Source organism: Solibacillus sp. iso_87 (assembly GCF_056173085.1).
The window spans coordinates 3,333,318-3,355,000 of sequence record NZ_CM149656.1; the positions used below are offsets into that span (position 1 = coordinate 3,333,318).

20 protein-coding genes, 16 tRNA genes and 2 rRNA genes (1 of these 38 only partly in view) are annotated in these 21,683 nt (G+C 40.9%); 10 read left to right on the forward strand and 28 right to left on the reverse strand.

The window, feature by feature from the left end; genetic code table 11:
- Positions 1-147 precede the first annotated feature (147 nt).
- Positions 148-1,458: a hemolysin family protein gene (locus AC0VXV_RS17030; protein WP_475531486.1), complete on the forward strand. Its 1,311-nt coding sequence runs from the start codon at positions 148-150 to the stop codon at positions 1,456-1,458.
- 67 nt (positions 1,459-1,525) lie between these two features.
- Here AC0VXV_RS17030 and AC0VXV_RS17035 read toward each other — a convergent pair whose 3' ends face one another.
- From AC0VXV_RS17035 to AC0VXV_RS17045, 3 genes are all read right to left on the reverse strand, one after another.
- Positions 1,526-2,173 (reverse strand): response regulator transcription factor, encoded by a 648-nt coding sequence (locus AC0VXV_RS17035; RefSeq protein ID WP_475529391.1) that lies wholly within the window; start codon positions 2,171-2,173, stop codon positions 1,526-1,528.
- 10 nt (positions 2,174-2,183) lie between these two features.
- Complete coding sequence (locus tag AC0VXV_RS17040; protein WP_475529392.1) at positions 2,184-3,296, reverse strand: GAF domain-containing sensor histidine kinase; 1,113 nt, start codon at positions 3,294-3,296, stop codon at positions 2,184-2,186.
- Positions 3,297-3,431: 135 nt separating this feature from the next.
- A complete protein-coding gene (locus AC0VXV_RS17045; protein WP_475529393.1) occupies positions 3,432-4,973 on the reverse strand; it encodes a GNAT family N-acetyltransferase in 1,542 nt (513 codons plus the stop codon).
- A gap of 151 nt (positions 4,974-5,124) precedes the next feature.
- Between AC0VXV_RS17045 and AC0VXV_RS17050 the strand changes: the two genes are divergently transcribed.
- Genes AC0VXV_RS17050 through AC0VXV_RS17060 form a run of 3 tightly spaced genes read left to right on the forward strand, consistent with a single transcriptional unit; the run spans position 5,125 to position 6,913 of the window.
- Complete coding sequence (locus AC0VXV_RS17050) at positions 5,125-5,550, forward strand: disulfide oxidoreductase (RefSeq protein ID WP_413079789.1); 426 nt, start codon at positions 5,125-5,127, stop codon at positions 5,548-5,550.
- 1 nt (position 5,551) lies between these two features.
- The gene (locus AC0VXV_RS17055) at positions 5,552-6,022 is read left to right on the forward strand and encodes a thioredoxin family protein (protein ID WP_475529394.1); all 471 of its coding nucleotides are present in this window, start codon (positions 5,552-5,554) and stop codon (positions 6,020-6,022) included.
- A gap of 57 nt (positions 6,023-6,079) precedes the next feature.
- Positions 6,080-6,913: an RluA family pseudouridine synthase gene (locus AC0VXV_RS17060; RefSeq protein ID WP_475529395.1), complete on the forward strand. Its 834-nt coding sequence runs from the start codon at positions 6,080-6,082 to the stop codon at positions 6,911-6,913.
- A gap of 39 nt (positions 6,914-6,952) precedes the next feature.
- Here the strand turns inward: AC0VXV_RS17060 and AC0VXV_RS17065 are convergent, their stop codons facing one another.
- A complete protein-coding gene (locus AC0VXV_RS17065; RefSeq protein ID WP_475529396.1) occupies positions 6,953-7,501 on the reverse strand; it encodes an acyl dehydratase in 549 nt (182 codons plus the stop codon).
- Between the two features lie 29 nt (positions 7,502-7,530).
- The gene (locus tag AC0VXV_RS17070; protein ID WP_475529397.1) at positions 7,531-8,361 is read right to left on the reverse strand and encodes an aldo/keto reductase; all 831 of its coding nucleotides are present in this window, start codon (positions 8,359-8,361) and stop codon (positions 7,531-7,533) included.
- 189 nt (positions 8,362-8,550) lie between these two features.
- Between AC0VXV_RS17070 and AC0VXV_RS17075 the strand changes: the two genes are divergently transcribed.
- Complete coding sequence (locus tag AC0VXV_RS17075) at positions 8,551-10,164, forward strand: long-chain fatty acid--CoA ligase (protein ID WP_475529398.1); 1,614 nt, start codon at positions 8,551-8,553, stop codon at positions 10,162-10,164.
- Between the two features lie 44 nt (positions 10,165-10,208).
- Here the strand turns inward: AC0VXV_RS17075 and AC0VXV_RS17080 are convergent, their stop codons facing one another.
- Entirely contained in the window at positions 10,209-10,373 is a 165-nt protein-coding gene (locus AC0VXV_RS17080; protein WP_079524502.1) for a hypothetical protein, read from the reverse strand.
- A gap of 369 nt (positions 10,374-10,742) precedes the next feature.
- Here AC0VXV_RS17080 and AC0VXV_RS17085 point away from each other — a divergent pair, with 369 nt between their 5' ends.
- Together AC0VXV_RS17085 and AC0VXV_RS17090 are read left to right on the forward strand one after the other, a co-directional pair.
- Positions 10,743-11,630, forward strand: coding sequence for a VOC family protein (locus tag AC0VXV_RS17085; RefSeq protein ID WP_475529399.1), 888 nt, complete (start codon positions 10,743-10,745; stop codon positions 11,628-11,630).
- Between the two features lie 108 nt (positions 11,631-11,738).
- Positions 11,739-12,506 carry a sporulation protein gene (locus AC0VXV_RS17090; protein ID WP_475529400.1) on the forward strand — a complete coding sequence of 256 codons (768 nt, stop codon included), beginning with the start codon at positions 11,739-11,741 and terminating at the stop codon, positions 12,504-12,506.
- Between the two features lie 37 nt (positions 12,507-12,543).
- On the opposite strand, the gene trmL is transcribed toward AC0VXV_RS17090, so the two are convergent.
- Both trmL and queG read right to left on the reverse strand, forming a co-directional pair.
- Positions 12,544-13,017, reverse strand: coding sequence for a tRNA (uridine(34)/cytosine(34)/5-carboxymethylaminomethyluridine(34)-2'-O)-methyltransferase TrmL (trmL, locus tag AC0VXV_RS17095; protein ID WP_014822725.1), 474 nt, complete (start codon positions 13,015-13,017; stop codon positions 12,544-12,546).
- Between the two features lie 16 nt (positions 13,018-13,033).
- Complete coding sequence (gene queG / locus AC0VXV_RS17100; RefSeq protein ID WP_475529402.1) at positions 13,034-14,167, reverse strand: tRNA epoxyqueuosine(34) reductase QueG; 1,134 nt, start codon at positions 14,165-14,167, stop codon at positions 13,034-13,036.
- 100 nt (positions 14,168-14,267) lie between these two features.
- Between queG and AC0VXV_RS17105 the strand changes: the two genes are divergently transcribed.
- Entirely contained in the window at positions 14,268-14,957 is a 690-nt protein-coding gene (locus tag AC0VXV_RS17105) for a B3/B4 domain-containing protein (RefSeq protein WP_475529403.1), read from the forward strand.
- A gap of 13 nt (positions 14,958-14,970) precedes the next feature.
- Entirely contained in the window at positions 14,971-15,480 is a 510-nt protein-coding gene (locus AC0VXV_RS17110) for a DIP1984 family protein (protein WP_475529404.1), read from the forward strand.
- A 232-nt stretch (positions 15,481-15,712) separates the two neighbouring features.
- On the opposite strand, the gene AC0VXV_RS17115 is transcribed toward AC0VXV_RS17110, so the two are convergent.
- Positions 15,713-16,624, reverse strand: a complete 912-nt coding sequence (locus tag AC0VXV_RS17115) for a S66 peptidase family protein (RefSeq protein WP_475529406.1) — start codon at positions 16,622-16,624, stop codon at positions 15,713-15,715.
- 128 nt (positions 16,625-16,752) lie between these two features.
- On the opposite strand from AC0VXV_RS17115, the gene AC0VXV_RS17120 reads away from it, so the two are divergent.
- Complete coding sequence (locus tag AC0VXV_RS17120; RefSeq protein ID WP_475529407.1) at positions 16,753-17,631, forward strand: DMT family transporter; 879 nt, start codon at positions 16,753-16,755, stop codon at positions 17,629-17,631.
- Positions 17,632-17,668: 37 nt separating this feature from the next.
- Here the strand turns inward: AC0VXV_RS17120 and nagB are convergent, their stop codons facing one another.
- From nagB to AC0VXV_RS17215, 19 genes are all read right to left on the reverse strand, one after another.
- On the reverse strand, positions 17,669-18,400 hold the full coding sequence (gene nagB / locus AC0VXV_RS17125) for a glucosamine-6-phosphate deaminase (RefSeq protein ID WP_475529408.1): 732 nt from the start codon (positions 18,398-18,400) through the stop codon (positions 17,669-17,671).
- A 408-nt stretch (positions 18,401-18,808) separates the two neighbouring features.
- Positions 18,809-18,889 (reverse strand) — tRNA-Leu (locus AC0VXV_RS17130).
- 44 nt (positions 18,890-18,933) lie between these two features.
- Positions 18,934-19,007 (reverse strand) — tRNA-Cys (locus tag AC0VXV_RS17135).
- A 4-nt stretch (positions 19,008-19,011) separates the two neighbouring features.
- Positions 19,012-19,086 (reverse strand) — tRNA-Gly (locus AC0VXV_RS17140).
- An 11-nt stretch (positions 19,087-19,097) separates the two neighbouring features.
- Positions 19,098-19,172, reverse strand: a tRNA-Gln gene (locus AC0VXV_RS17145).
- Between the two features lie 22 nt (positions 19,173-19,194).
- Positions 19,195-19,270: transfer RNA gene (locus tag AC0VXV_RS17150), tRNA-His, on the reverse strand.
- Between the two features lie 39 nt (positions 19,271-19,309).
- A tRNA-His gene (locus tag AC0VXV_RS17155) sits at positions 19,310-19,385 on the reverse strand.
- A 32-nt stretch (positions 19,386-19,417) separates the two neighbouring features.
- Positions 19,418-19,491: transfer RNA gene (locus AC0VXV_RS17160), tRNA-Trp, on the reverse strand.
- 10 nt (positions 19,492-19,501) lie between these two features.
- Positions 19,502-19,585 (reverse strand) — tRNA-Tyr (locus AC0VXV_RS17165).
- 6 nt (positions 19,586-19,591) lie between these two features.
- Positions 19,592-19,667 (reverse strand) — tRNA-Thr (locus tag AC0VXV_RS17170).
- Between the two features lie 7 nt (positions 19,668-19,674).
- Positions 19,675-19,750 (reverse strand) — tRNA-Phe (locus tag AC0VXV_RS17175).
- Positions 19,751-19,771: 21 nt separating this feature from the next.
- Positions 19,772-19,847 (reverse strand) — tRNA-Asp (locus AC0VXV_RS17180).
- A 3-nt stretch (positions 19,848-19,850) separates the two neighbouring features.
- Positions 19,851-19,925, reverse strand: a tRNA-Met gene (locus AC0VXV_RS17185).
- 18 nt (positions 19,926-19,943) lie between these two features.
- Positions 19,944-20,019 (reverse strand) — tRNA-Val (locus AC0VXV_RS17190).
- Positions 20,020-20,047: 28 nt separating this feature from the next.
- Positions 20,048-20,122 (reverse strand) — tRNA-Glu (locus AC0VXV_RS17195).
- Between the two features lie 12 nt (positions 20,123-20,134).
- Positions 20,135-20,226, reverse strand: a tRNA-Ser gene (locus AC0VXV_RS17200).
- Between the two features lie 9 nt (positions 20,227-20,235).
- Positions 20,236-20,311 (reverse strand) — tRNA-Asn (locus AC0VXV_RS17205).
- Positions 20,312-20,325: 14 nt separating this feature from the next.
- Positions 20,326-20,441, reverse strand: a 5S ribosomal RNA gene (gene rrf / locus AC0VXV_RS17210).
- Positions 20,442-20,562: 121 nt separating this feature from the next.
- Positions 20,563-21,683 (reverse strand): 23S ribosomal RNA (locus AC0VXV_RS17215) (it continues 1,808 nt past the right edge of the window).

Consider the following 21,683-nt stretch of genomic DNA (forward strand, 5'->3'; position numbering starts at 1 on the left):
TCATAAATTGTTTTTTTTACGTAAATATTTTATGATTGTAGTATTAAAATTTTTTTAGGAGGTGTACTCTTTATTTGCCACGCTCATTTGCGCCGCAAATAGGGAATATAGTTGGACGTAGACATAGGAATCGAACTAACCATTAGGTTGATAGCATTTGCTATCTTAATTGCCGCTACGGCATTTTTTGTTGCAACTGAGTTTGCAATAGTTAAAGTAAGAACGACAAAAATTGATCAGCTCGTTGCAGAAGGTAATAAATCTGCGATACGGGCAAAAAAGGTAATTTCAAACCTTGATGAGTATTTATCTGCTTGTCAGCTCGGAATTACAATTACGGCATTAGGACTTGGATGGCTCGGAGAACCGACTTTCGAAATAATTCTTCACCCAGTATTTGAGTTCTTCAACTTAAGCGGTAATGTCACAACTGTTCTTTCATTTATTGTTGCCTTCTCACTCGTAACATTTATACACGTTGTCGTAGGGGAATTAGCACCAAAGACTCTCGCTATTCAAAAAGCAGAAGCCGTAACATTAAAGCTTTCCGGATTTTTAATTTTGTTCCATAACATCATGTATCCTTTCATCCGCACTTTAAACGGATCGGCACGTGCATTAACTGGAGCGTTCGGCTTGAAAATGGTTTCTGAATCTGAAGAAGCACACTCTGAAGAAGAGCTTCGCATGATTTTATCAGACAGCTTTAAAGGTGGAGAAATTAACCACTCTGAATACGAATATGTTAATAGTATTTTTGAGTTTTCTGATCGAATAGCGAAGGAGATAATGGTACCTCGAACTGAAATTATCAGTATAGAAAGAGGACAAACGATTCGCGAAGTATTTGAAGTAATGGGCATTGAACAATATACACGATACCCTGTTACAGATGGAGACAAAGACCATGTTATTGGTCTTGTTAACATGAAGCATTTATTAACAGCTTATATTAAAGATGCTGCAAATGGCGATAAGCTCGTTGATGATTATATGCAACCGGTTATTCGAGTAATCGAAACAATTCCTATTAGTGACTTATTATTAAAAATTCAAAACGAGCGTATTCACATGGCTATTTTAATGGATGAATACGGTGGTACTTCCGGTTTAGTAACAATTGAAGATATTATCGAGGAAATTATCGGTGATATTCAAGATGAATTCGATGAAGATGAAATTCCGGAAATTCAGGAAATCGCCGAAGACCACTACATTTTTGACGCTAAAATGTTATTGCAGGAAATGAATGACATTTTAGGTACAACGTTTGAAGATGAAGATATCGATACAATCGGTGGTTGGTTCATGACTCAACGCTTTGATGTTCAAGAAGGCGATATCATTGAATCGGAAGGATATCAGTTCAAAGTAACAGAACTGGACGGTCACCACATTTTGTATATTGAAGTAACAAAACTTCCGCAGTCCGAAACGACAGACGAGGAAATTTTATAATCCATACGAAAACCTCACTCTTTTTCCTGCCGGAGAAAAAGTGAGGTTTTTTATTTATCGATCTCATTTAGCTTTCATTCGTCTCAGTCAAATTATGCTTTACTGCATACAAAGCCGCCTGAGTACGGTCCTGTACATGGAGCTTCGCAAAAATATTCGATATATGGGTTTTAACCGTTTTTTCCGTAACGTATAACGAAGAAGCAATTTCCCTGTTGCTTTTACCCTTTGTCAATTCAGCCAATACGTCCTGTTCCCGTGGTGTTAGCGGATTTAAAATATGGGGCTTGTTCTCATCTTCGCGAAGCCCTTCTTCTAATTGCGTAGTCGCTTCCGGATGGATCGTATTTTCGCCGCGCATAATCTGACGGATTGATTCCACCAAATCATCCGGTTCGATATCTTTTAGCTGGTAGCCTGATGCCCCTGCATCCATTGCCGGCAGCACATGGTCTTTATCCGAAAAGCTTGTCAGCATGAGTACTTTAATATGCGGCCACTTGTTTTTTATTTTCTTTGTTGCCTGAATGCCGTCCATTTCAGGCATGACGAGGTCCATTAAAACAATATCGGGAGAAAGTTGATCAACAAGTTCTACTGCTTCTAATCCGTTTTTCGCTTCTCCTACAACTTCGATATCCTTTTGTGTTTTTAAAAAGAATAATAAACCTCGTCTTACTACATGATGGTCATCTGCTATTAGTACCCGTATCATCAAATCCCCCCTAGTATGGTAAACGGACAAGTAATTCTGTTCCTTTTCCAATTTCACTTACCCAATCCGCGGTTCCTCCAACTGCATGTGCCCGGTCAATAATTGATTGCATTCCGATCGATGGTATACGGCGATGTGCCTCCACATTAAAGCCATGACCTGCATCGTTTACAACGAGTAATACATCGGTAGCGGTCACGTTTATATATATTTCCACAGTCTTTACACCTGCATGTTTCCGTACATTATTCAATGCTTCCTGAGTAATTCGGAAAAGTGTTTCCTCTACTCTTGAAGGGAATTGAATGACACCCGAAACATTGACCGTTAATTTCAGGCTCAGCATTTCTGCATACACTTTAATCGCTTCAATGAGTCCGCTTTCCAACCCTTTCGGACGGAGCTGCCAAATTAGTGCACGCATTTCCGTCAAAGCCTCCTGAGTAAGCTGCTGAATATCTTTAAATGTTTCTTTAATATCCTGCTCGTTACTCATCTCAACTCCAGCACGGGCTGTCAGTGTTACCGAAAAAAGAAGCTGGTTGACAGAATCATGTAAATCGCGGGCTAAACGGTTACGTTCCTGAACAAGCGCAATTTCCTGCTGTTCATTTGTTAAATGAATTCGTTTAATCGCAGAACCCATTTGAAAGGCTACCGATTCAAGTAAATCCAACTCCTCATCCGAAAAGCGTACCGTATTTCTTGAAGCGACATTTAGCAACCCGAAACGTTCCTGCCCTGATTGTAACGGTACCGTCGCATGGTGGGTGATTTCGTTATGGTCGCCTACATTTGCTGCGATGGCACTTTCTATGCGCTGGCATTCAATAATATTCGAAGCTTTCTTTAATTCTTCATTGCGAAAACGGGACACACACCAGCATCCGCCCTTCTTTAAATAGTGGCAATCGTTATGACTAAGCGCATCCGGTAAATCCTGCTTCACGACAAGCTCGGATTTCCCTTTTTCATCAATAAAGAAAATCCAGCCTGTTTCGAATTTCGTACCGCTTAAAAATTTCGACAGCGCACCATTCAGCATCGGAATCATCTCTGTTTCCTCATTTAATAGCTCAGCAATTTCTTTTAATATGGCAATATTAGATTGGTCTTTTGTCATACTGGCTCTTCCTTTGCAACTTCACTTTTCTCTATCATACCATTTCAATTAAATAGAACACACCGCTATCCCTCTCATACTTTTGAATGAAAAAAAATCCTGCTATTTTTTACAATAGCAGAATTTCCCTGTAAGTTATTTTAAATATTCCACGCGGTATACGTCATGGCGTCTATCTTTAAGATGCTTAACGGTACCGTCTTGGCGTTGTCGTCGCAATATTTCAAGATCGACATCCCCGATCAATACCATTTCCAGGTTTGGACTAGTCTCTCCTACAATTCCATCCCGCGCAAATTCAAAATCACTTGGTGCAAAAATGGCCGACTGCGCATATTGGATATCCATGTTTTCCGTTTCAGGCAAGTTGCCGACTGTTCCGGAAATAACCGTATAAATCTGGTTTTCAATCGCACGTGACTGTGCACAATAGCGCACCCGTAAATAGCCTTGACGGTCTTCTGTACAAAACGGTGTGAAAATAATATTCGCACCCATATCTGTCGCAATGCGTGCAAGTTCCGGAAACTCGATATCATAGCAAATCTGAATGGCAATCTTGCCGCAATCCGTATCAAACACGCGGACTTTATCACCGTTACTGATCCCCCACCATTTACGCTCATTTGGTGTAATGTGAATTTTATATTGTTTTTCAATCGTCCCGTCCCGTCTGAATAAATAGGCGATATTGTAAATTTCCTCGTCCTCTTCCTCAACAAAATGCGAACCGCCGATAATATTGACATTATAGCGGACCGCCAGACTTGTAAACAGTTCGATATATTCAGGTGTATATTTCGTTAATTTACGAACCGCCTGTGACGGTGATTTTTCATTTAAGAAACTCATCAGCTGAGTCGTAAAAATTTCCGGAAAGACAACAAAATCCGAGCCTGCATCAGACCCGACATCCACAAAATATTCGCACTGCTTCGCAAAGTCTTCAAAGGAATCGATCGCGCGCATCATATATTGCACAACACATATACGCACTGGATAACTCGTCTTGAAATGACGCTTTGTCAGCGGCCGGTAATCCACGTTGTTCCATTCCATTAATGTCGCATACTTGCCTGAAGCTCTATCGTCCGGTAAATAGTTTGGATTGATACGCATTAAAATAAAGCCGTTCATCATTTGGAATGTCAGCACCGGGTCATATATTTTATGGCGACTTACCGCATCCACATAATCACGTGGACTCATCTCATCCGAATGGACATGGTAGTTTGGAATACGGCCGCCAATAATGATAGATTTCAAATTAAGTGTTCGCGCCAGATCTTTCCGCGCCTCATAAAGCCTTTGACCGACTTTCATACGGCGATATTCCGGGTGCACCATTACTTCGATACCATACAAATTATAGCCATCGGGATTGTGATTTGTAATAAAGCCATTGTCGGTAATATCATTCCATGTGTGGCGGTCATCGTATTCATCGAAGTTAATGCGCAGACTTGAGCAGGAACCAATTACCTTCCCATCAAGCTCAGCTACCATTTGTCCTTCAGGGAAAATGGTTAAATGGCTGTATAGATGTGCGCGTTCCCACGGCTCCATGCCTGGAAAGCATATACGCTGTATTTCTAATATTGAGTCAATATCCTCTGTTGTCATATTTCGGATAATCATTGGTTTTTCAAATTTGGACATATCTAATGAATCTGTCATGCAAAACTCCCCCTCCATATTTAACTTTCCTTTTAATAGCCTTTGATAAACGTAGTAATTTACTTTTTTTCGAATTCAAACTATAATCAATGAGAATAATATGAAAAACTTCTGCTGATAGAAGTTAAAATTTGAATATCGAGGTAGCATTATGTCCAAAAAACTTGAAAATGCCTTACTCATTATTTGGGTTGTATCGTTGACAGCAACGCTCGGATCATTGTATTTCTCTGAAATACGAGGCTACGAACCATGTACATTATGCTGGTACCAGCGCATTATAATGTACCCTATTGTGCTGATTTCAACGATTGCCTACATCCAGAAAAATGCGAAAATTGCATTAACAACAGCCGTGTTCTCTACAATTGGAGCGGCAACATCTCTTTATCATTATAGCCTGCAAAAGCTAGTTTTTATGCAGGATGCAGCACCTGCTTGTGGTCGTGTAGCATGTACCGGTCAGTATATTAACTGGTTGGGCTTTATTACGATTCCATTTTTGGCGCTTACTGCCTTTGTTATTATTGCAGCAGTTAGTTTTTATATGTTAAAGGTTTTAAAGGGGGAGAAATAATTTGAAGAAGTTAGCGATTGTCGGTGCGGTTATTGTGTTATTATTCGCAGCAATTATTGTACTGACAAACATGAAAAACAATGAAAAATTAGAAAACAACCCGTATGGAACGGACAACTTAAAACAATCAACAATCGACTTGTTGGACGATGAAAACTATCAAAATATCATTTTACCGGATGCATTAGCAGAAAAAATCGAGTCAGGTGACGGCGTTGTCGGTTATTTCTTCAGTCCTGAATGTTCTCACTGCCAAAACTACACTCCAAAACTTATGCCGATTGCCGATGAACTAGATGTTCAAGTTGATCAATTAAACATTCTTGAGTATACGGATGAGTGGACTACTTATAATATTCAAGCAACACCAACTCTTATCTACTTCGAAAATGGTGAAGAAGTTGCTCGTTTAGAAGGTGACGCACCAGATGAAACAACGCGTCAATTCTTTAACGATGTTGTGTTAAAATAAGATTATATTCAAAATCGTGTTCTTTACGAGCACGATTTTTCATTTGGAGGAAAATTAATGTTCACATATATCATTCACGAAAACGGACAAACCGTTGAAGACCTGCTGCGCGAAAAGTGGCGCCTAGGCAAAAAGCTTGTTCACGAATTACGTATGACCAAAGCGGTTACAATCGATGGAGAGCCAATTATGTGGAAGGAACCGTTCGAGAAAGGGACGAAAATCGAATTTGCATTTGATATTCCTGCTTCGAACTATATTCCAACGGACAGCTGTGATGTAAATATCCGCTATGAAGACGAGCACTGCCTAATTGTTTCAAAGCCTAAAGGAATGGCGACACATCCAAACGAACCAACTGACAATGATACATGCATGAATCATGTAATGCGTCATATTGTGGACAACGGCGGGCATTATGCAGAGCATGTACACCGTTTGGATCAAGGGACAAACGGTTTACTGCTTGTTGCAAAGCATCCGATTGCAAAATCTATTTTTGACCGTATGATCGAGGAAAAAACAATCGTCCGTACGTATGCCGCAGAAGTTCAAGGCAACCTTCGTACTGACAGCGGTACGATCAACGCTGCCATCGGTAAAGACCGTCATCACAATACTCGGCGTGTCGTGTCACCTACTGGCCAGCATGCCGTGACACATTATGAAGTGGTCAATCGCTATAAGGGCACATGTGTTGTCCATGTTGTTCTTGAAACAGGGCGTACACATCAAATTCGCGTGCATATGGCGCATTTAGGTCACCCGATCGTAGGCGATACAATGTACGGCGCACGTGAAACCGCATCAGGCGATTATGCACTGCACGCCATTCAGCTAGCATTTATGCACCCGTTTTTAGACGAGCAGATCATCGTTAAAGATAACTAAAAATCAGGCGTCCGTAATTAAACTACGGACGCCTGTTACTTATCTTTTTTCACGCTCAATATAGGTTACTTCATTCGCTCTCGAAAATTGATAAATTAAGCTTCTACCGGTTGAGTGTAATTCTTTTTCTTTTATTACAAACTGATCCCCTGTTTTTGTTGTAAATGTGATATCTCCCTTGTTACTGCCTACCACATATTCATAAACAACTTCATCGAGTTCTTCCCACCGATATTGTTGTTCCTCAAATAAATGGTGTCGTTCCAATTGTTCCTGGCTAATCAATATATAATTTTGAGTCGATAAATAACCAATGCCAATACTCAATATAAAGAGTAATAGACCGATCAAATAAACTTTCATATTACGCCTGTACGCTAAAAGCCAAAACATCACAATCAAAACAAAACCTGTTACAAGAACAAGTCTTAAATTAATTGGGTTTGGAATAAATGTAGCGGCCGACTTATTATACTGAAAAAACTCCATCTGAAAAATCGGATGGAAAATCATAATAAAAGGTGCAACAACTACAACCGTTACTGCTGACATTGAGAAAAACAAATTCGGTGAAAATTTTTTAAACACAGTTTCACTCCCCCTAAGTAAAAACGATGTTAGAAATCAAAATTGAAATTATCCGGATCTTTGCCGAATCGTTCATTGCGATTCAATGCATTTAACTGCTGCATTGTTTCATTTGTTAATTCGAAATTATATAGCTCACTATTTTCTTTAATGCGTGAAGCTGTAACAGATTTCGGAATGATGATGACATCATTTTGTAAATGCCAACGTAAGATGATTTGTGCCGGTGATACATTATATTCATTTGCAATACGAATAATCGTTTCATCGTTTAATACATTTCCACGGCCTAGCGGAGACCACGCTGTTACCGCAATCTGCTGTTGTTCACAAAATGTGCGCAGCGGTTCTTGGGACAAATACGGATGGGCTTCGATTTGGTTGACCATTGGCGCGACATTGCAAGTTGCCATAATTTTTTTTAAATGATGTTCATGATGATTGGATACCCCAGGTACACGGATGAGCTTCTCATCATACAAGCGCTCAATTGCACGGTAAGTATCTACATATTTATCCTCAACCGGCCAATGTGTTAAATAAAGATCCACATAATCCATATCAAGCTTTTTCAGTGATGTTTCAAATGCACGCAATGTATTGTCATACCCTTGGTCGCTGTTCCAAACTTTTGTTGTAACAAAGATGTCCTTGCGCGGTACAGAAGAATGGCGAACTGCTTCCCCTACTTCTTCCTCATTGTAATAAAGCGCGGCTGTGTCGATTGCACGGTAACCTAAATCAAGCGCTGTTTCAATCGCCTGAAGTGTTTCATCACGGTCCGTCATTTTATAAACTCCTAAACCTAAATAAGGCATTTCTACGCCATTCGTTAACTTTTTCGTTGATTGTAAATTCATCTTGTTCACCTCTTACATTTGATTGTGTTTATTATAACATTCTAATTATTTATCGTTTACTAATTGCTATTATTTGTTAATACATACAGTCTTATAAACTTATTATCTAGCATATTACCATTTACAGAATAATCTTCCATCTTCAGGAGTATATATTATAATATATTCTCGTTGAGGAGCTGAAAAACTATGATGGATACACAACTAGTTTTGACTGGATTTTTAAAGCGTGCACAACGGTACTTCCCGAACAAACAAATTATCTCTCGTACAAGCCCCACTAAAACACATCGCATCACATTCAATGACTATGTAAGAAGAACGTACCGTTTAGCGGATGTCCTGACAAAGCTCGGCATGAAGCGTGGTACCAAAGTCGGCACATTTGCCTGGAATCATCACCGTCACCTTGAAGCGTATTTTGCGATTCCATGCAGCGGTGCTATTTTACACACGATTAACATCCGCCTTGCCCCTGAACATATTGTTTATATTATCAATCATGCCGAAGATGAGATTTTATTGATTGATAGCGACTTATTCCCGTTAGTCGAGCCTGCACTTGGCCATTTGAAAACGGTTAAACATATTATCGTCATGGGTGATGAATTAAGCGCTCCGCAATCCAGTTTCCCGAATGTATACAGCTACGAACAGCTTCTACAGGAAGCAGATGAAAATTACGAGTTTCCGACAGATCTGGATGAAAATCTGCCAGCTGGGATGTGCTACACTTCTGCAACGACAGGTATGCCAAAAGGTGTCGTCTATACACATCGAAGCATCGTGCTTCATAGCCTCGCACTAGGTCTAGCTGAATCCTTTGCAGTAAAAGAAAGTGACACTGCCCTTCCTGTTGTGCCGATGTTCCATGCAAATGCATGGGGCTTCCCGTTTGCTGCATTGAATTTCGGCTCCAATATTGTTTTACCAGGACCAATGATGACACCAGGTTTAATACTGGACTTGGTTGAACAAGAAAAGGTGACAATTACAGCAGGTGTTCCAACAATTTGGCTTGGCGCACTGGTTGAACAGGAAAAAAATCCTCGTGACCTTTCATCTGTCCGTTTAATTATTTCAGGTGGCTCCGCATCACCAAAAGGCTTAATTCAGGGTTACAATGAAAAACTTGGTGTTCCGTACATCAACGCCTACGGTATGACAGAAACTTCACCGCTTGTAAGTATGTCGCATCTAACAAGCGATATGAACGAATATACAGAAGATGAACAGTTAAATATCCGCGTTTCTCAAGGTTTGACAGTTTCACTAATTGAAACAGAAGTTGTAAATGAAAATGGCCCGGTTCCATGGGATGGAAAAACAATGGGTGAACTGCGTGTCCGCGGTCCATGGATTGCCTCTGAATACTACAATGATGAACGGACGAATGAAGCATTCCGAGATGGCTGGCTTTATACAGGTGACATTGCGGTATATACAAAAGAAGGCTATATCAAGCTTACCGATCGCACGAAAGACCTTATCAAATCGGGTGGAGAATGGATTTCGTCCGTTGATCTGGAAAATGCCCTCATGTCACATCCAGCTGTTTTCGAGGCTGCCGTAATTGCAGTCCCGCATCCGAAGTGGCAAGAGCGTCCGCTGGCATGTGTTGTTTTAAAAGAAGGTGCAACGGCATCTAAAGAAGAGCTAATCGAGTCAATCGAACTGGACTTTGCAAAATGGTGGCTTCCGGACGATGTCGTATTTTTAAACGAAATTCCAAAAACTTCTGTCGGCAAATTTTTAAAAGCAACTCTACGAGAACAATTAAAAGACTATAAAGTTCAAATCTAACGAAAGAAATGTGCACTGAAACGCAAATTTCAGTGCACATTTCTTTATTTCCCTTCATCCTCTTCATCATCAAACTGCTGCGGATCTGAAATGCGTTCAGCTTCTTCCAATTGCCCGCCGTCTCGTAAGTTCTCCATTTGCTTCCCTAGAATTTTCAGCTCATCCATAGTATTAGCCATATTTCCGTTGACAATTTCTTCTCTTTTCATACGCTATCCCTCCAAATTAATTCAGTATTATTTTTTTCCAATTTTGACTGATTTCTGTCATAAATAAAGTATTCATTCAAATAATTTATGCTATACTGAAAAAAGAGATAATTAAAACATGAGGAGGATTCTTCCATGAAATTACTTTTAATTCTTGGTATCAGCATATCATTTTTAGTAGCTATTTTCACAGCTGGCTATGATAGCAAACCATTCCCAAAAGAAAGATAATTCCACTAGCTTCCCAGTAAAGGACAATCGTCAAGTAGCGATTGTCTTTTTCATTTGACTTTTATTATCACATATTTTATATTAGTTACATAAAGTAAGTTGATTATAAAAAATAACCATTAAGGGAGTTCATATATTATGGCTACACATTTTCATAAAAAACCTAATCTATACCCAGCTCATGTTCAATTAAAGGTTTCTAACTTAGTACGTTCGATCGAATACTACACAACGGTTATCGGCTTTAAAGTTTTACAGCAAACAGAAACGGAAGCATACTTAACAGCAGACGGACAAACAAGCTTAGTATCACTAGTCGAAGTACAAAATGCGCAGCCGCTTAAACAAGGCTTTGCAGGTTTATACCACTTAGCATTACTATTACCCTCTCGCAAGGACTTAGGAAACATCGTACAGCATTTTGTTAACATGAATATTCGTCTTGGTGCTGCAGACCATGATGTTTCAGAAGCACTTTACTTGAATGATCCGGATGGAAACGGAATCGAAATTTATATCGACCGTCATGAATCGGAATGGACTTGGAATCAGGATGAACAAGTGCATATGGTGACAGAACAGCTGAATTTCCAGCCGATTTTAGCGGCTGCAGATGGCAACTGGAACGGTCTGCCTGCTGATACTGTTATGGGGCATGTACACTTATCAGTAGTAAATCTGGACAAATCAGAGCAGTTTTATACAAATGTATTGGATTATAATGTTGTGACTCGTTACGGTGCACAGGCGCTGTTTGTATCAACTGGTAAATACCATCACCATTTCGGATTAAACACTTGGAACAGCAACAACGGCCATGCTCCAAAAAACGATATGGTCGGTTTAAAATCCTTTACGGTCGTATTAAAAGATGCGCAATATGCTGAAGAAGTAAAACAAAGCCTGACAACTAACGGCTTCATTGTTGAAAACTTTGCAGAAGCACCAGCACACGGTGGCACTCAGTTATTCTCTACTGTTGATCCAAACGGTTTACGCATCGTATTTACATTAGACGGTGAATAATTACCGGTAACCTAAAGCAAGAGCCCGAAAAATTTTTCGCGCTCTTTTTGAAACTTTCTTTTCTGTCCTACGTATACATAACTAATTACAAATAACGGAGGAATTCATTTGTCACTATTTAATAAAGTTTTAGCAAGTGTTGGTATAGGAGCTGCAAAAGTTGATACAAAATTGCACAAATCAACTTACACATTAAATGAAAATATTTCAGGTGTTGTAGAAATCATCGGGGGTAGCACGGAACAGCAAATTGATGCAATCTATCTAACACTTCATACAAACTTTATCCGCGAAATTGATGATAAAAAGATTAAAGATGAAGCGGTTTTGCACAAATACAAATTAAATGAGCCATTCACAATTCAGGCAGACGAAAAACGTCAAATCCCATTTTCGTTCGCCCTGCCCCCTGTTGTTCCGGTAACAACGGGCAACTCGCGTGTATGGATTCAAACGGGCTTAGACATTAAAAATGCTGTAGATCCTACAGATAAGGACTTTATCGAGATTCAGCCAACTCGTCTTGCGAATGGTGTGTTAACAGCTATTCAAAATATGGGCTTCCGGTTACGTAAAGTAGATAACGAACAAGCCCCTTCTTATTTGCGTCGTCAAACACCGATTGTACAGGAATTTGAGTTTACACCGACAAACAGCACGTATCGCCGGTATCTAGACGAACTTGAAGTTGTCTTTTTACATCAATCATCAAACTCAGTCGAAATTTTATTGCAGGTAGACCGACGTGCCCGCGGACTTGGAGGATTTTTATCCGAAGCATTCGAAATGGATGAAAGCTTCATCCGCCTTACATTATCCGAACACGACAATATCCAGGCAAAGCTTGAGCAAGTGATTAAAACGAAGATGAAATAATAACAAGGCAAGAAGCTTCAGTGCTTCTTGCCTTATTTTATTTTAACCCTGGATAGTTTTGTTGTCTTAGTACTTCGTAAATAACGATTGCCGCAGTGTTTGATAAATTCAGTGAGCGGATATGGTCACTTTGCGGGATGCGCAGACACATATCGGCACGCTCTTTTGCAAATTCCTTTGGCAAGCCTGTCGTTTCTCTTCCGAACATAAAGTATAGGTCACGTTCTGAATTGCTGAAATCATGTGTCGTAAATGGCTCATCACTATATGTCTCAATTAAATACACATCGCCATCTTTACTGTACTCGATAAAATCTTCTAAAGAATCATGGTAAACGACATTCACATGTTCCCAATAATCCAATCCAGCACGCTTCAGCATTTTGTCATCAGTTGAAAAGCCCAATGGACGGATTAAATGTAATGATGTATTTGTTCCAGCACAAGTGCGGGCAATGTTCCCTGTATTTGCTGGGATTTCTGGTTGATATAATACGATATGGTTTGGCACTTCTGATCCTTCTCTCTTAATGATTTAACATTGCCAGCCCTTTTTCAATCTCGGCCAGCACTTCATCATCCTGCTCTGTTTTTCGGGCAGCCAATAAAATTTCTTCTGCCCCATCTGTTCCGATTTTTCCGATTGCCCATGCTGCTGTTCCTCTTAATACAGGGCGTTCATCTTTTTGCAATACTTGAACTAAGTCAGGCATTGCCGCTTCTTCTTTAAAGTGGGCAAGCGCTAAAATGGCATTGCGCTGAATCGGCTTTTTACCGCGCCATGAGCCGGATACATGTCCAAACTTTGCTTTAAATTCCTTATTGGAAATTGATAAAAGCGGCTGAAGTAGCGGTTTTGCGATTTCAGGATCCGGCGTGAATTCATCATGAATCCAGTTTAGCTTTCCCTTATTCTTCGGGCACACTGTCTGGCATGTATCACAGCCGTACAAACGGTTTCCGATTTTGGCACGAAACTCATCCGGCAAAAAACCTTTCGTCTGAGTTAAAAAGGCAATGCAACGCTGTGAATTCAGCTGCCCTGGTGCGACGATCGCTCCTGTTGGACATACATCGATACATAATGTACAGTCACCGCATTCGTCTTCCATCGGTGTATCTGGAGCAAATGGGATATTCGTGATGATTTCACCTAAATAGACGTACGAACCAAATTCAGGTGTAATAATAGAGCAATTTTTGGCGCTCCAGCCGATACCTGCTCGTTCTGCAACCGCACGATCTACCAGTTCCCCGGTATCGACCATCGATTTCACCTTTACATTCGGCACACGCTCCTGCAGCCAGGCTTCAATGAGCTGCAAACGATCTCGAACTGCTGTATGATAATCAATCCCCCATGAAGCACGGCAAAAAATGCCGCGACGCTCCCCTTTCTTTCCTTGCGGGGCATCTTGCATGCGTGAAGGATACGCAATGGCAATCGCAATAATGCTTTCTGCTTCATTTAATAATTTTAAAGGCTCTGTACGCAGCTCTATATTTGCTTCTTCAAAGCCTGATTGGTATGCTAATTGTTGCTGACGACGGAGACGATTCTTCAATTCATGAAACGGAGCAGCGGTTGTAAATCCGATTTTATCAACACCAATGGATGCTGCATATTTCACTAAATCTTCTTGAAGTTGATGTACTTTCATTTCACATGCTCCTTTCAAATGATACAATAGATATAAATTTATTTCGCATTACATATTTTAGTATTTCTCCCATTAAAAACTATGTAAGAAGGTGTTCTACATGAATATTTCAATAAATGAAGCTCTTTTTTCTGTAAATGAACAATTAAAAATTGGCCTTATCCATTATAGCAAAATTATCGTTGAAGAATCTCCTCAAATGATTAAAGGACGTATACAACTTTATCAGGAAAATCTATATTTGGAATTACAGGAAACACCTGTGACAGAACGACCTGGCATTAAAGAGTGGCGACAGCTTTGGAAGGCTTTCGGCGGTGATCCGAACCGGTACCGTCACTCTGCGGAAAGTTTAATGCGACGTATCGCTAAACAGCAATATTTAGCACCGTTCCATTCGGCAGTTGATTTAAACAACTTCTTTTCACTGCAATACGAGATTCCTGTTGGCATATATGATTTAGATGTTATTGAAGGGGACGTGAAAATCGAAGTAGGCAATGCGGCGACAGGCTATGAAGGGATCAACGGACGCTTTAATTCATTGGAGAATATCATTCATTCAAAAGATGCGCTCGGCCCATTCGGCAGTCCCTTTGTTGATTCAAAAAGAACGGCAGTAACAGAAGCTACGACAAATGCTCTGCAAATCTTTTATTTACGCCCTTCTCTAAGTGAAGAGGAAGCAACTGAACTATTGAGCAGTGCAGGAAACATGTTTACGCAAATTAGCGGTGGCGAATATGAAGTACATATTCTATCAAAGGAAAATTCAAAAGTTCATTTTTAAGGAGTGGAATCATTTGAGTATTAACTTAGCTGAGGCAGTAAAACTGAAAAGTATCATTACGAAGAGAATCCAGGAAAGAACAATGCAAGTGCATTCATTAACACATGTCATTATCGAGAAAGGCGAACAGCCAAAAGCACCTGACTATACTCTTGATATGCTTGAAGCAGAGCTAAAAGAGCTTCGTTATGATTCACGTAAGCTTGATGCCCTAATCTACCGTGCTAACATCGACAATACTGTTGTATTTAAAGACGAGGAAATGCCTATTGTCGAAGCGATTGAACTGGCGAGCCAATTACGTGCAGAAGCACAATTTTGTAAAAACCTTGGTTCTGAAGAGAAAGAAGCTTTCTACCATAACTCCGGTGATGCAATGCTATACCGCGTAGCATTGTATGATCCAATGACATATCGAAACCGTGCAAACGAGCTTGAAAAAGAAGCACATCGCCTTTCCAACTTTATTAATGCCAAAAACTATCAAGTTGAAATCGAATTTGATGACAGCAATTATTTCTAAACCTAGGGCGGTGAGACTCCAAACTAGGTAATAACGAGCGATTATGCTTCGGCATTCCCAACAACTGGTTAAACCAATAACTCTTTACCGTTTACAATGTTACCTTTCACTCATAACCAACCATAGTAAAAGCTAACACAAACTTATAGAGTATTTTTGCTCGCTCGTTATTAAAAGACACCAGCTCACCTAAACGTGAAAAGGTGTCTTTGCTTATAATTACATATATTTACTACTCTACACCCGGTAAAATTCTTAAAAGCTTTTCATCTGCATCCAATATTACGTCCACACCTAATGGAATCGCAATATTAGGTTCACAGTGGCCAATTTTAAACCCAGCTAACACAGGTTTGTTAAACGGCTTCAAATACCCTTCTATTACCTTCAATACATCTTCATAGCTGTATGTATCATCCGGCATATTAAAATCTGCTATAACAAAGCCTGCTGCAAGCTCCAGCTTTCTTGAAAGACGCAACTGGTTCAGCATTAAATCAATTTGCTCAATTGTTTCCCCTATGTCTTCCAGAAGTAAAATTTTATTGCGTACATCAATTTCAAATTTCGTACCAAGCGTACTGACAATTCGGTTTAAATTTCCGCCTGTTAACTCGCCGCGTACAACTCCCGGTACAACTGTCGTAAGAGGTGTAATACTTTCCGTATACTGAATTTCAATCGGTTGGAACAGCTGTTGGAACATCTTTTTAGAAAGAGTATCCAGCTCCCCTTTCGGACTGGACATCATCGGTCCATGGAATGTCACTAAATTTGCAAACTCGTTTACTTGTGTATGTAAAGTCGTCACATCGGAAAAGCCCCAAATAATTTTCGGATTGTCCTCGATTAATGGGTAACTTATTTTATCGATTATTCTTGAGATTCCATAGCCGCCCGTCAATAAAAAGACTGCCTTCACTTCCGGATCGACAATCATCTGGTGGAAGTCTTTAATCCGCTCCTGATCGGAACCTGCCAAATAGCCTTCATAAGCCTGTACCGTATTTCCAAGCTTATATTTTAAACCTAGCTCTTCTAAAAACGCTAATTTATCACCTAATGATTCAATTTTAAGCGGACTGCTTAAATTAACTAATCCTACAGTATCGCCATGCTGTAATCTTGTTGGTCTAATTTTCATGTTCATGACCTCCTTTTACCTCTGTCGCTATTGTATCATAGCGTTTTATGTAAAGCGCATTGCAAATTTCATGAGGTTGTCCCTATAATAGATAAAATCATTTTTCCAATATAAGGAGATGTACAATAATGAAATTTCCACCACAGCTACTGCTCATTTTAGCTACTTTATTATGGGGCGGTAACTTTGTAATTGGACGAGCCGTTTCTGGGGATATTCCTCCGATTACACTTGCTTTTTTACGATGGACTGTCGCCTTTCTCGTATTTTTCCCTATCGCATTCCAACGTACGAAAAAAGAATGGCCTGCGCTGAGACAACATTGGGGTGCCGTCATTATTTTAGCACTTACAGGAGTGGCTGCATTCAATACGCTCGTTTATATCGGTTTGCATTATACAACATCTATCAATGCATCATTAATGAATTCATCAACACCGATTATTATATACATACTGAGCTTCATCTTTTTAAAAGAACGTTTAACAAAATTCCAGATGATCGGCACGCTGCTCTCTTTAGCCGGAGTGCTCTTTATTATATCCGGGGGTTCATTACAAAGCCTGCTTTCATTTTCATTCAACAAAGGGGACTTAATCGTATTAATTGCGGTAGTGTGCTGGAGTATTTATTCATTACTCATTAAAAAGTATGCTGGTAAACTGCCAGGGTACTCTACATTTTTAGTGACGATCGCAATCGGTGCCATTATGTTACTACCTTTTGCAGTATATGAACAACTTTCAACTTCACAAGCAATCGTATGGAACGCTTCGACAATTGGGGCGATTGTTTATGTAGGGATCATTGCTTCAATTGTTGCCTTTTTAAGCTGGAACACTGGCGTTGTTTCATTAGGTGCAAACAAAGCAGGAATCTACCTGAACTTCATTCCACTATTCGCTACAATCTTTGCCGTGCTGTTTTTAAATGAGCAACTCCTGCTTGATCAAGTAATCGGTGGGATCGCTGTTATTGCAGGGGTATTTATTTCAACGATGAAATAATATAAAAAGGAGTGCACATTGTATGCACTCCTTTATTTTATTTTACATCTGTATAAATAACGGTCACATTCGGATGGTTGTGCAGAGCGCTTGCAGGGAAGTCTTCTGTTACTATACCGCTGCGCAAACGATCAAAGGCCTCTTGTTTTGATGCACCCGAAATTAATAATACAATCTTTTTAGAACTCAAAATTGTCTTGATACCCATTGTAATGGCATGTGTCGGCACATCATCAATTGAATCAAAATAAACTTGGTTCACTTCACGTGTAGACTGTGCAAGCTCTACAATATTTGTACCTAATTCGAAGGGAGTTCCCGGTTCATTAAAACCGATATGTCCATTTACACCAATTCCTAAAAGTTGGATATCAATATTTCCTGCTGCCTTAATCAATGCATCATATTCAGCTGCGGCCTTTTCTAAATTCGATTTATTGCCTGCTGGTAAATTAATATTTTCCTGTTTTATATCGATATGATTAAACAGATGATGATCCATATAATAATGGTAGCTCGATTCATTTGCTGGGTTAATGCCGATATACTCATCCAGATTAAAAGATTTGGCCTGTGCAAAAGAGACTTCGCCAGCCTTGTATGCTGCTACCAGCTCTTTATAAAAGCCTTCCGGAGTACCTCCAGTAGCCATTCCAAATACCGTTTCACTATTCTTTTTTAATTGATCTATAAAAATTGAAGCGGCAATTTTACTCATCTCATCATAGTTCGCCGCTTCAATCCATTTAAAATTTGTTGCTACATTCATTTGTTTAATTCCCTACTTCCTCGCTATAATACATAATTTATATCACCTAAATAAGATACGTTTTTTAAAATTCATTTCTAACATAACCATGTTAATTTTATAGTAAATAATTTTAATACGCCAGAAAAAACGTGCAGGATTTCTGGAAAATATACTAATTTTCTTTGTATATAATATGATATTCTCCACCACTAATTTCCCAATATTCCGTAAGCAGACTTTATTTGGTTTATTATCATATAAAAGAATCGATAAATCTATTCTTTCCTAATTTCAATTATAAATAACACAGTTGGAGTCGGATTCTATAATCTATTCTATGTTCTTTAAAAAGATTAGGGGACTTTATATTTCAATTATATAAACAAAAAAAGACTTCACAGTATGAACTGTGAAGTCTTTTTCAGATACCGAGTGTGGGACTTGAACCCACACGCCTCGCGGCAACGGATTTTGAGTCCGTCGTGTCTGCCATTCCACCAACTCGGCAAAATAAGGTAAAAAAAAATCGGGTTTTCCGATTTAATAAAATATGGAGGCGGCAACCGGATTTGAACCGGTGATAAAGGTGTTGCAGACCTGTGCCTTACCACTTGGCTATGCCGCCATATTGGAGCGGAAGACGAGGTTCGAACTCGCGACCCCCACCTTGGCAAGGTGGTGTTCTACCACTGAACTACTTCCGCAAATTAAAAAATGGCTGGGGTACCTGGATTCGAACCAGGGCATGACGGAATCAAAATCCGTTGCCTTACCGCTTGGCTATACCCCAAAAATTTTAATTTTATATATAATGGGGCGACTGATGGGAATCGAACCCACGAATGCCTGAACCACAATCAGGTGCGTTAACCACTTCGCCACAACCGCCACTATATTATAATTTTAATACTTAAACCTAAATAAAAATGGGGCGACTGATGGGAATCGAACCCACGAATGCCTGAACCACAATCAGGTGCGTTAACCACTTCGCCACAACCGCCACTATATTATTTTAAGTACTTTTAAGTTATTTGGCAGGGGCAGTAGGAATCGAACCCACACTGACGGTTTTGGAGACCGTAGTTCTACCTTTAAACTATGCCCCTATCCAAAGGATGGTGGAGGGGGACGGATTCGAACCGCCGAACCCTAAGGAGCGGATTTACAGTCCGCCGCGTTTAGCCACTTCGCTACCCCTCCAGGTAATGGTGCCGGCGAAAGGAGTCGAACCCTCGACCTACTGATTACAAGTCAGTTGCTCTACCAACTGAGCTACACCGGCAAAAATATGGTGGGTTTGGACGGAATCGAACCGCCGACACTTAGAGCTTCAATCTAATGCTCTACCAACTGAGCTACAAACCCACAATTTAATGTTTTAAAAAATGGCGGTCCCGACCGGGATCGAACCGGCGATCTCCTGCGTGACAGGCAGGCATGTTAACCGCTACACCACGGGACCATTTGGTTGCGGGGGCAGGACTTGAACCTGCGACCTTCGGGTTATGAGCCCGACGAGCTACCACTGCTCCACCCCGCGATAATATTATTTGTTTAATGGTGGAGGATGACGGGCTCGAACCGCCGACCCCCTGCTTGTAAGGCAGGTGCTCTCCCAGCTGAGCTAATCCTCCAACGCTGGATACTACTTATGTATCTTTTTGGTGACCCGTACGGGATTCGAACCCGTGTTACCGCCGTGAAAGGGCGGTGTCTTAACCACTTGACCAACGGGCCTCTAAATTAGCCTGGCGGAGAGTAAGGGATTTGAACCCTTGATGCAGGGTTACCCGCATACACGATTTCCAATCGTGCTCCTTCGGCCACTCGGACAACTCTCCAAGATTTAATGGCTCCGAAGGCAGGACTCGAACCTGCGACCTGCCGGTTAACAGCCGGATGCTCTACCAACTGAGCTACTTCGGAATAATTCTGTAACAGCCTAGCGACGTCCTACTCTCACAGGGGGAAGCCCCCAACTACCATCGGCGCTAAAGAGCTTAACTTCCGTGTTCGGTATGGGAACGGGTGTGACCTCTTTGCCATCATCACTAGACTATTTATTCGAAAGACACTATTTATTATACCATACTTTTCTTATTTGTCAAGTATTTTTGTAATAAATTTTCATTCTTTCAAAACTGGATAAACGTTTCATTGAATTGGTGCAATAAAATGTGGTTAAGTCCTCGACCGATTAGTATTCGTCAGCTGCATGCGTCACCGCACTTCCACCTCGAACCTATCTACCTGATCGTCTTTCAGGGGTCTTACTTACTTGCGTAATGGGAAATCTCATCTTGAGGGGGGCTTCATGCTTAGATGCTTTCAGCACTTATCCCGTCCATACATAGCTACCCAGCGATGCCTTTGGCAAGACAACTGGTACACCAGCGGTATGTCCATCCCGGTCCTCTCGTACTAAGGACAGCTCCTCTCAAATTTCCTACGCCCACGACGGATAGGGACCGAACTGTCTCACGACGTTCTGAACCCAGCTCGCGTACCGCTTTAATGGGCGAACAGCCCAACCCTTGGGACCGACTACAGCCCCAGGATGCGATGAGCCGACATCGAGGTGCCAAACCTCCCCGTCGATGTGGACTCTTGGGGGAGATAAGCCTGTTATCCCCGGGGTAGCTTTTATCCGTTGAGCGATGGCCCTTCCATGCGGAACCACCGGATCACTAAGCCCGTCTTTCGACCCTGCTCGACTTGTAGGTCTCGCAGTCAAGCTCCCTTATGCCTTTACACTCTACGAATGATTTCCAACCATTCTGAGGGAACCTTTGGGCGCCTCCGTTACCTTTTAGGAGGCGACCGCCCCAGTCAAACTGTCCGCCTGACACTGTCTCCTACCCCGCTAAGGGGCATGGGTTAGAAGTTCAATACAACCAGGGTAGTATCCCACCGACGCCTCCTTCGAAGCTGGCGCTCCGAGATCTCTGGCTCCTACCTATCCTGTACAAGTTGTACCAAAATTCAATATCAGGCTACAGTAAAGCTCCACGGGGTCTTTCCGTCCTGTCGCGGGTAACCTGCATCTTCACAGGTACTATAATTTCACCGAGTCTCTCGTTGAGACAGTGCCCAGATCGTTACGCCTTTCGTGCGGGTCGGAACTTACCCGACAAGGAATTTCGCTACCTTAGGACCGTTATAGTTACGGCCGCCGTTTACTGGGGCTTCAATTCACAGCTTCGCTTGCGCTAACCGCTCCTCTTAACCTTCCAGCACCGGGCAGGCGTCAGCCCCTATACGTCACCTTACGGTTTTGCAGAGACCTGTGTTTTTGCTA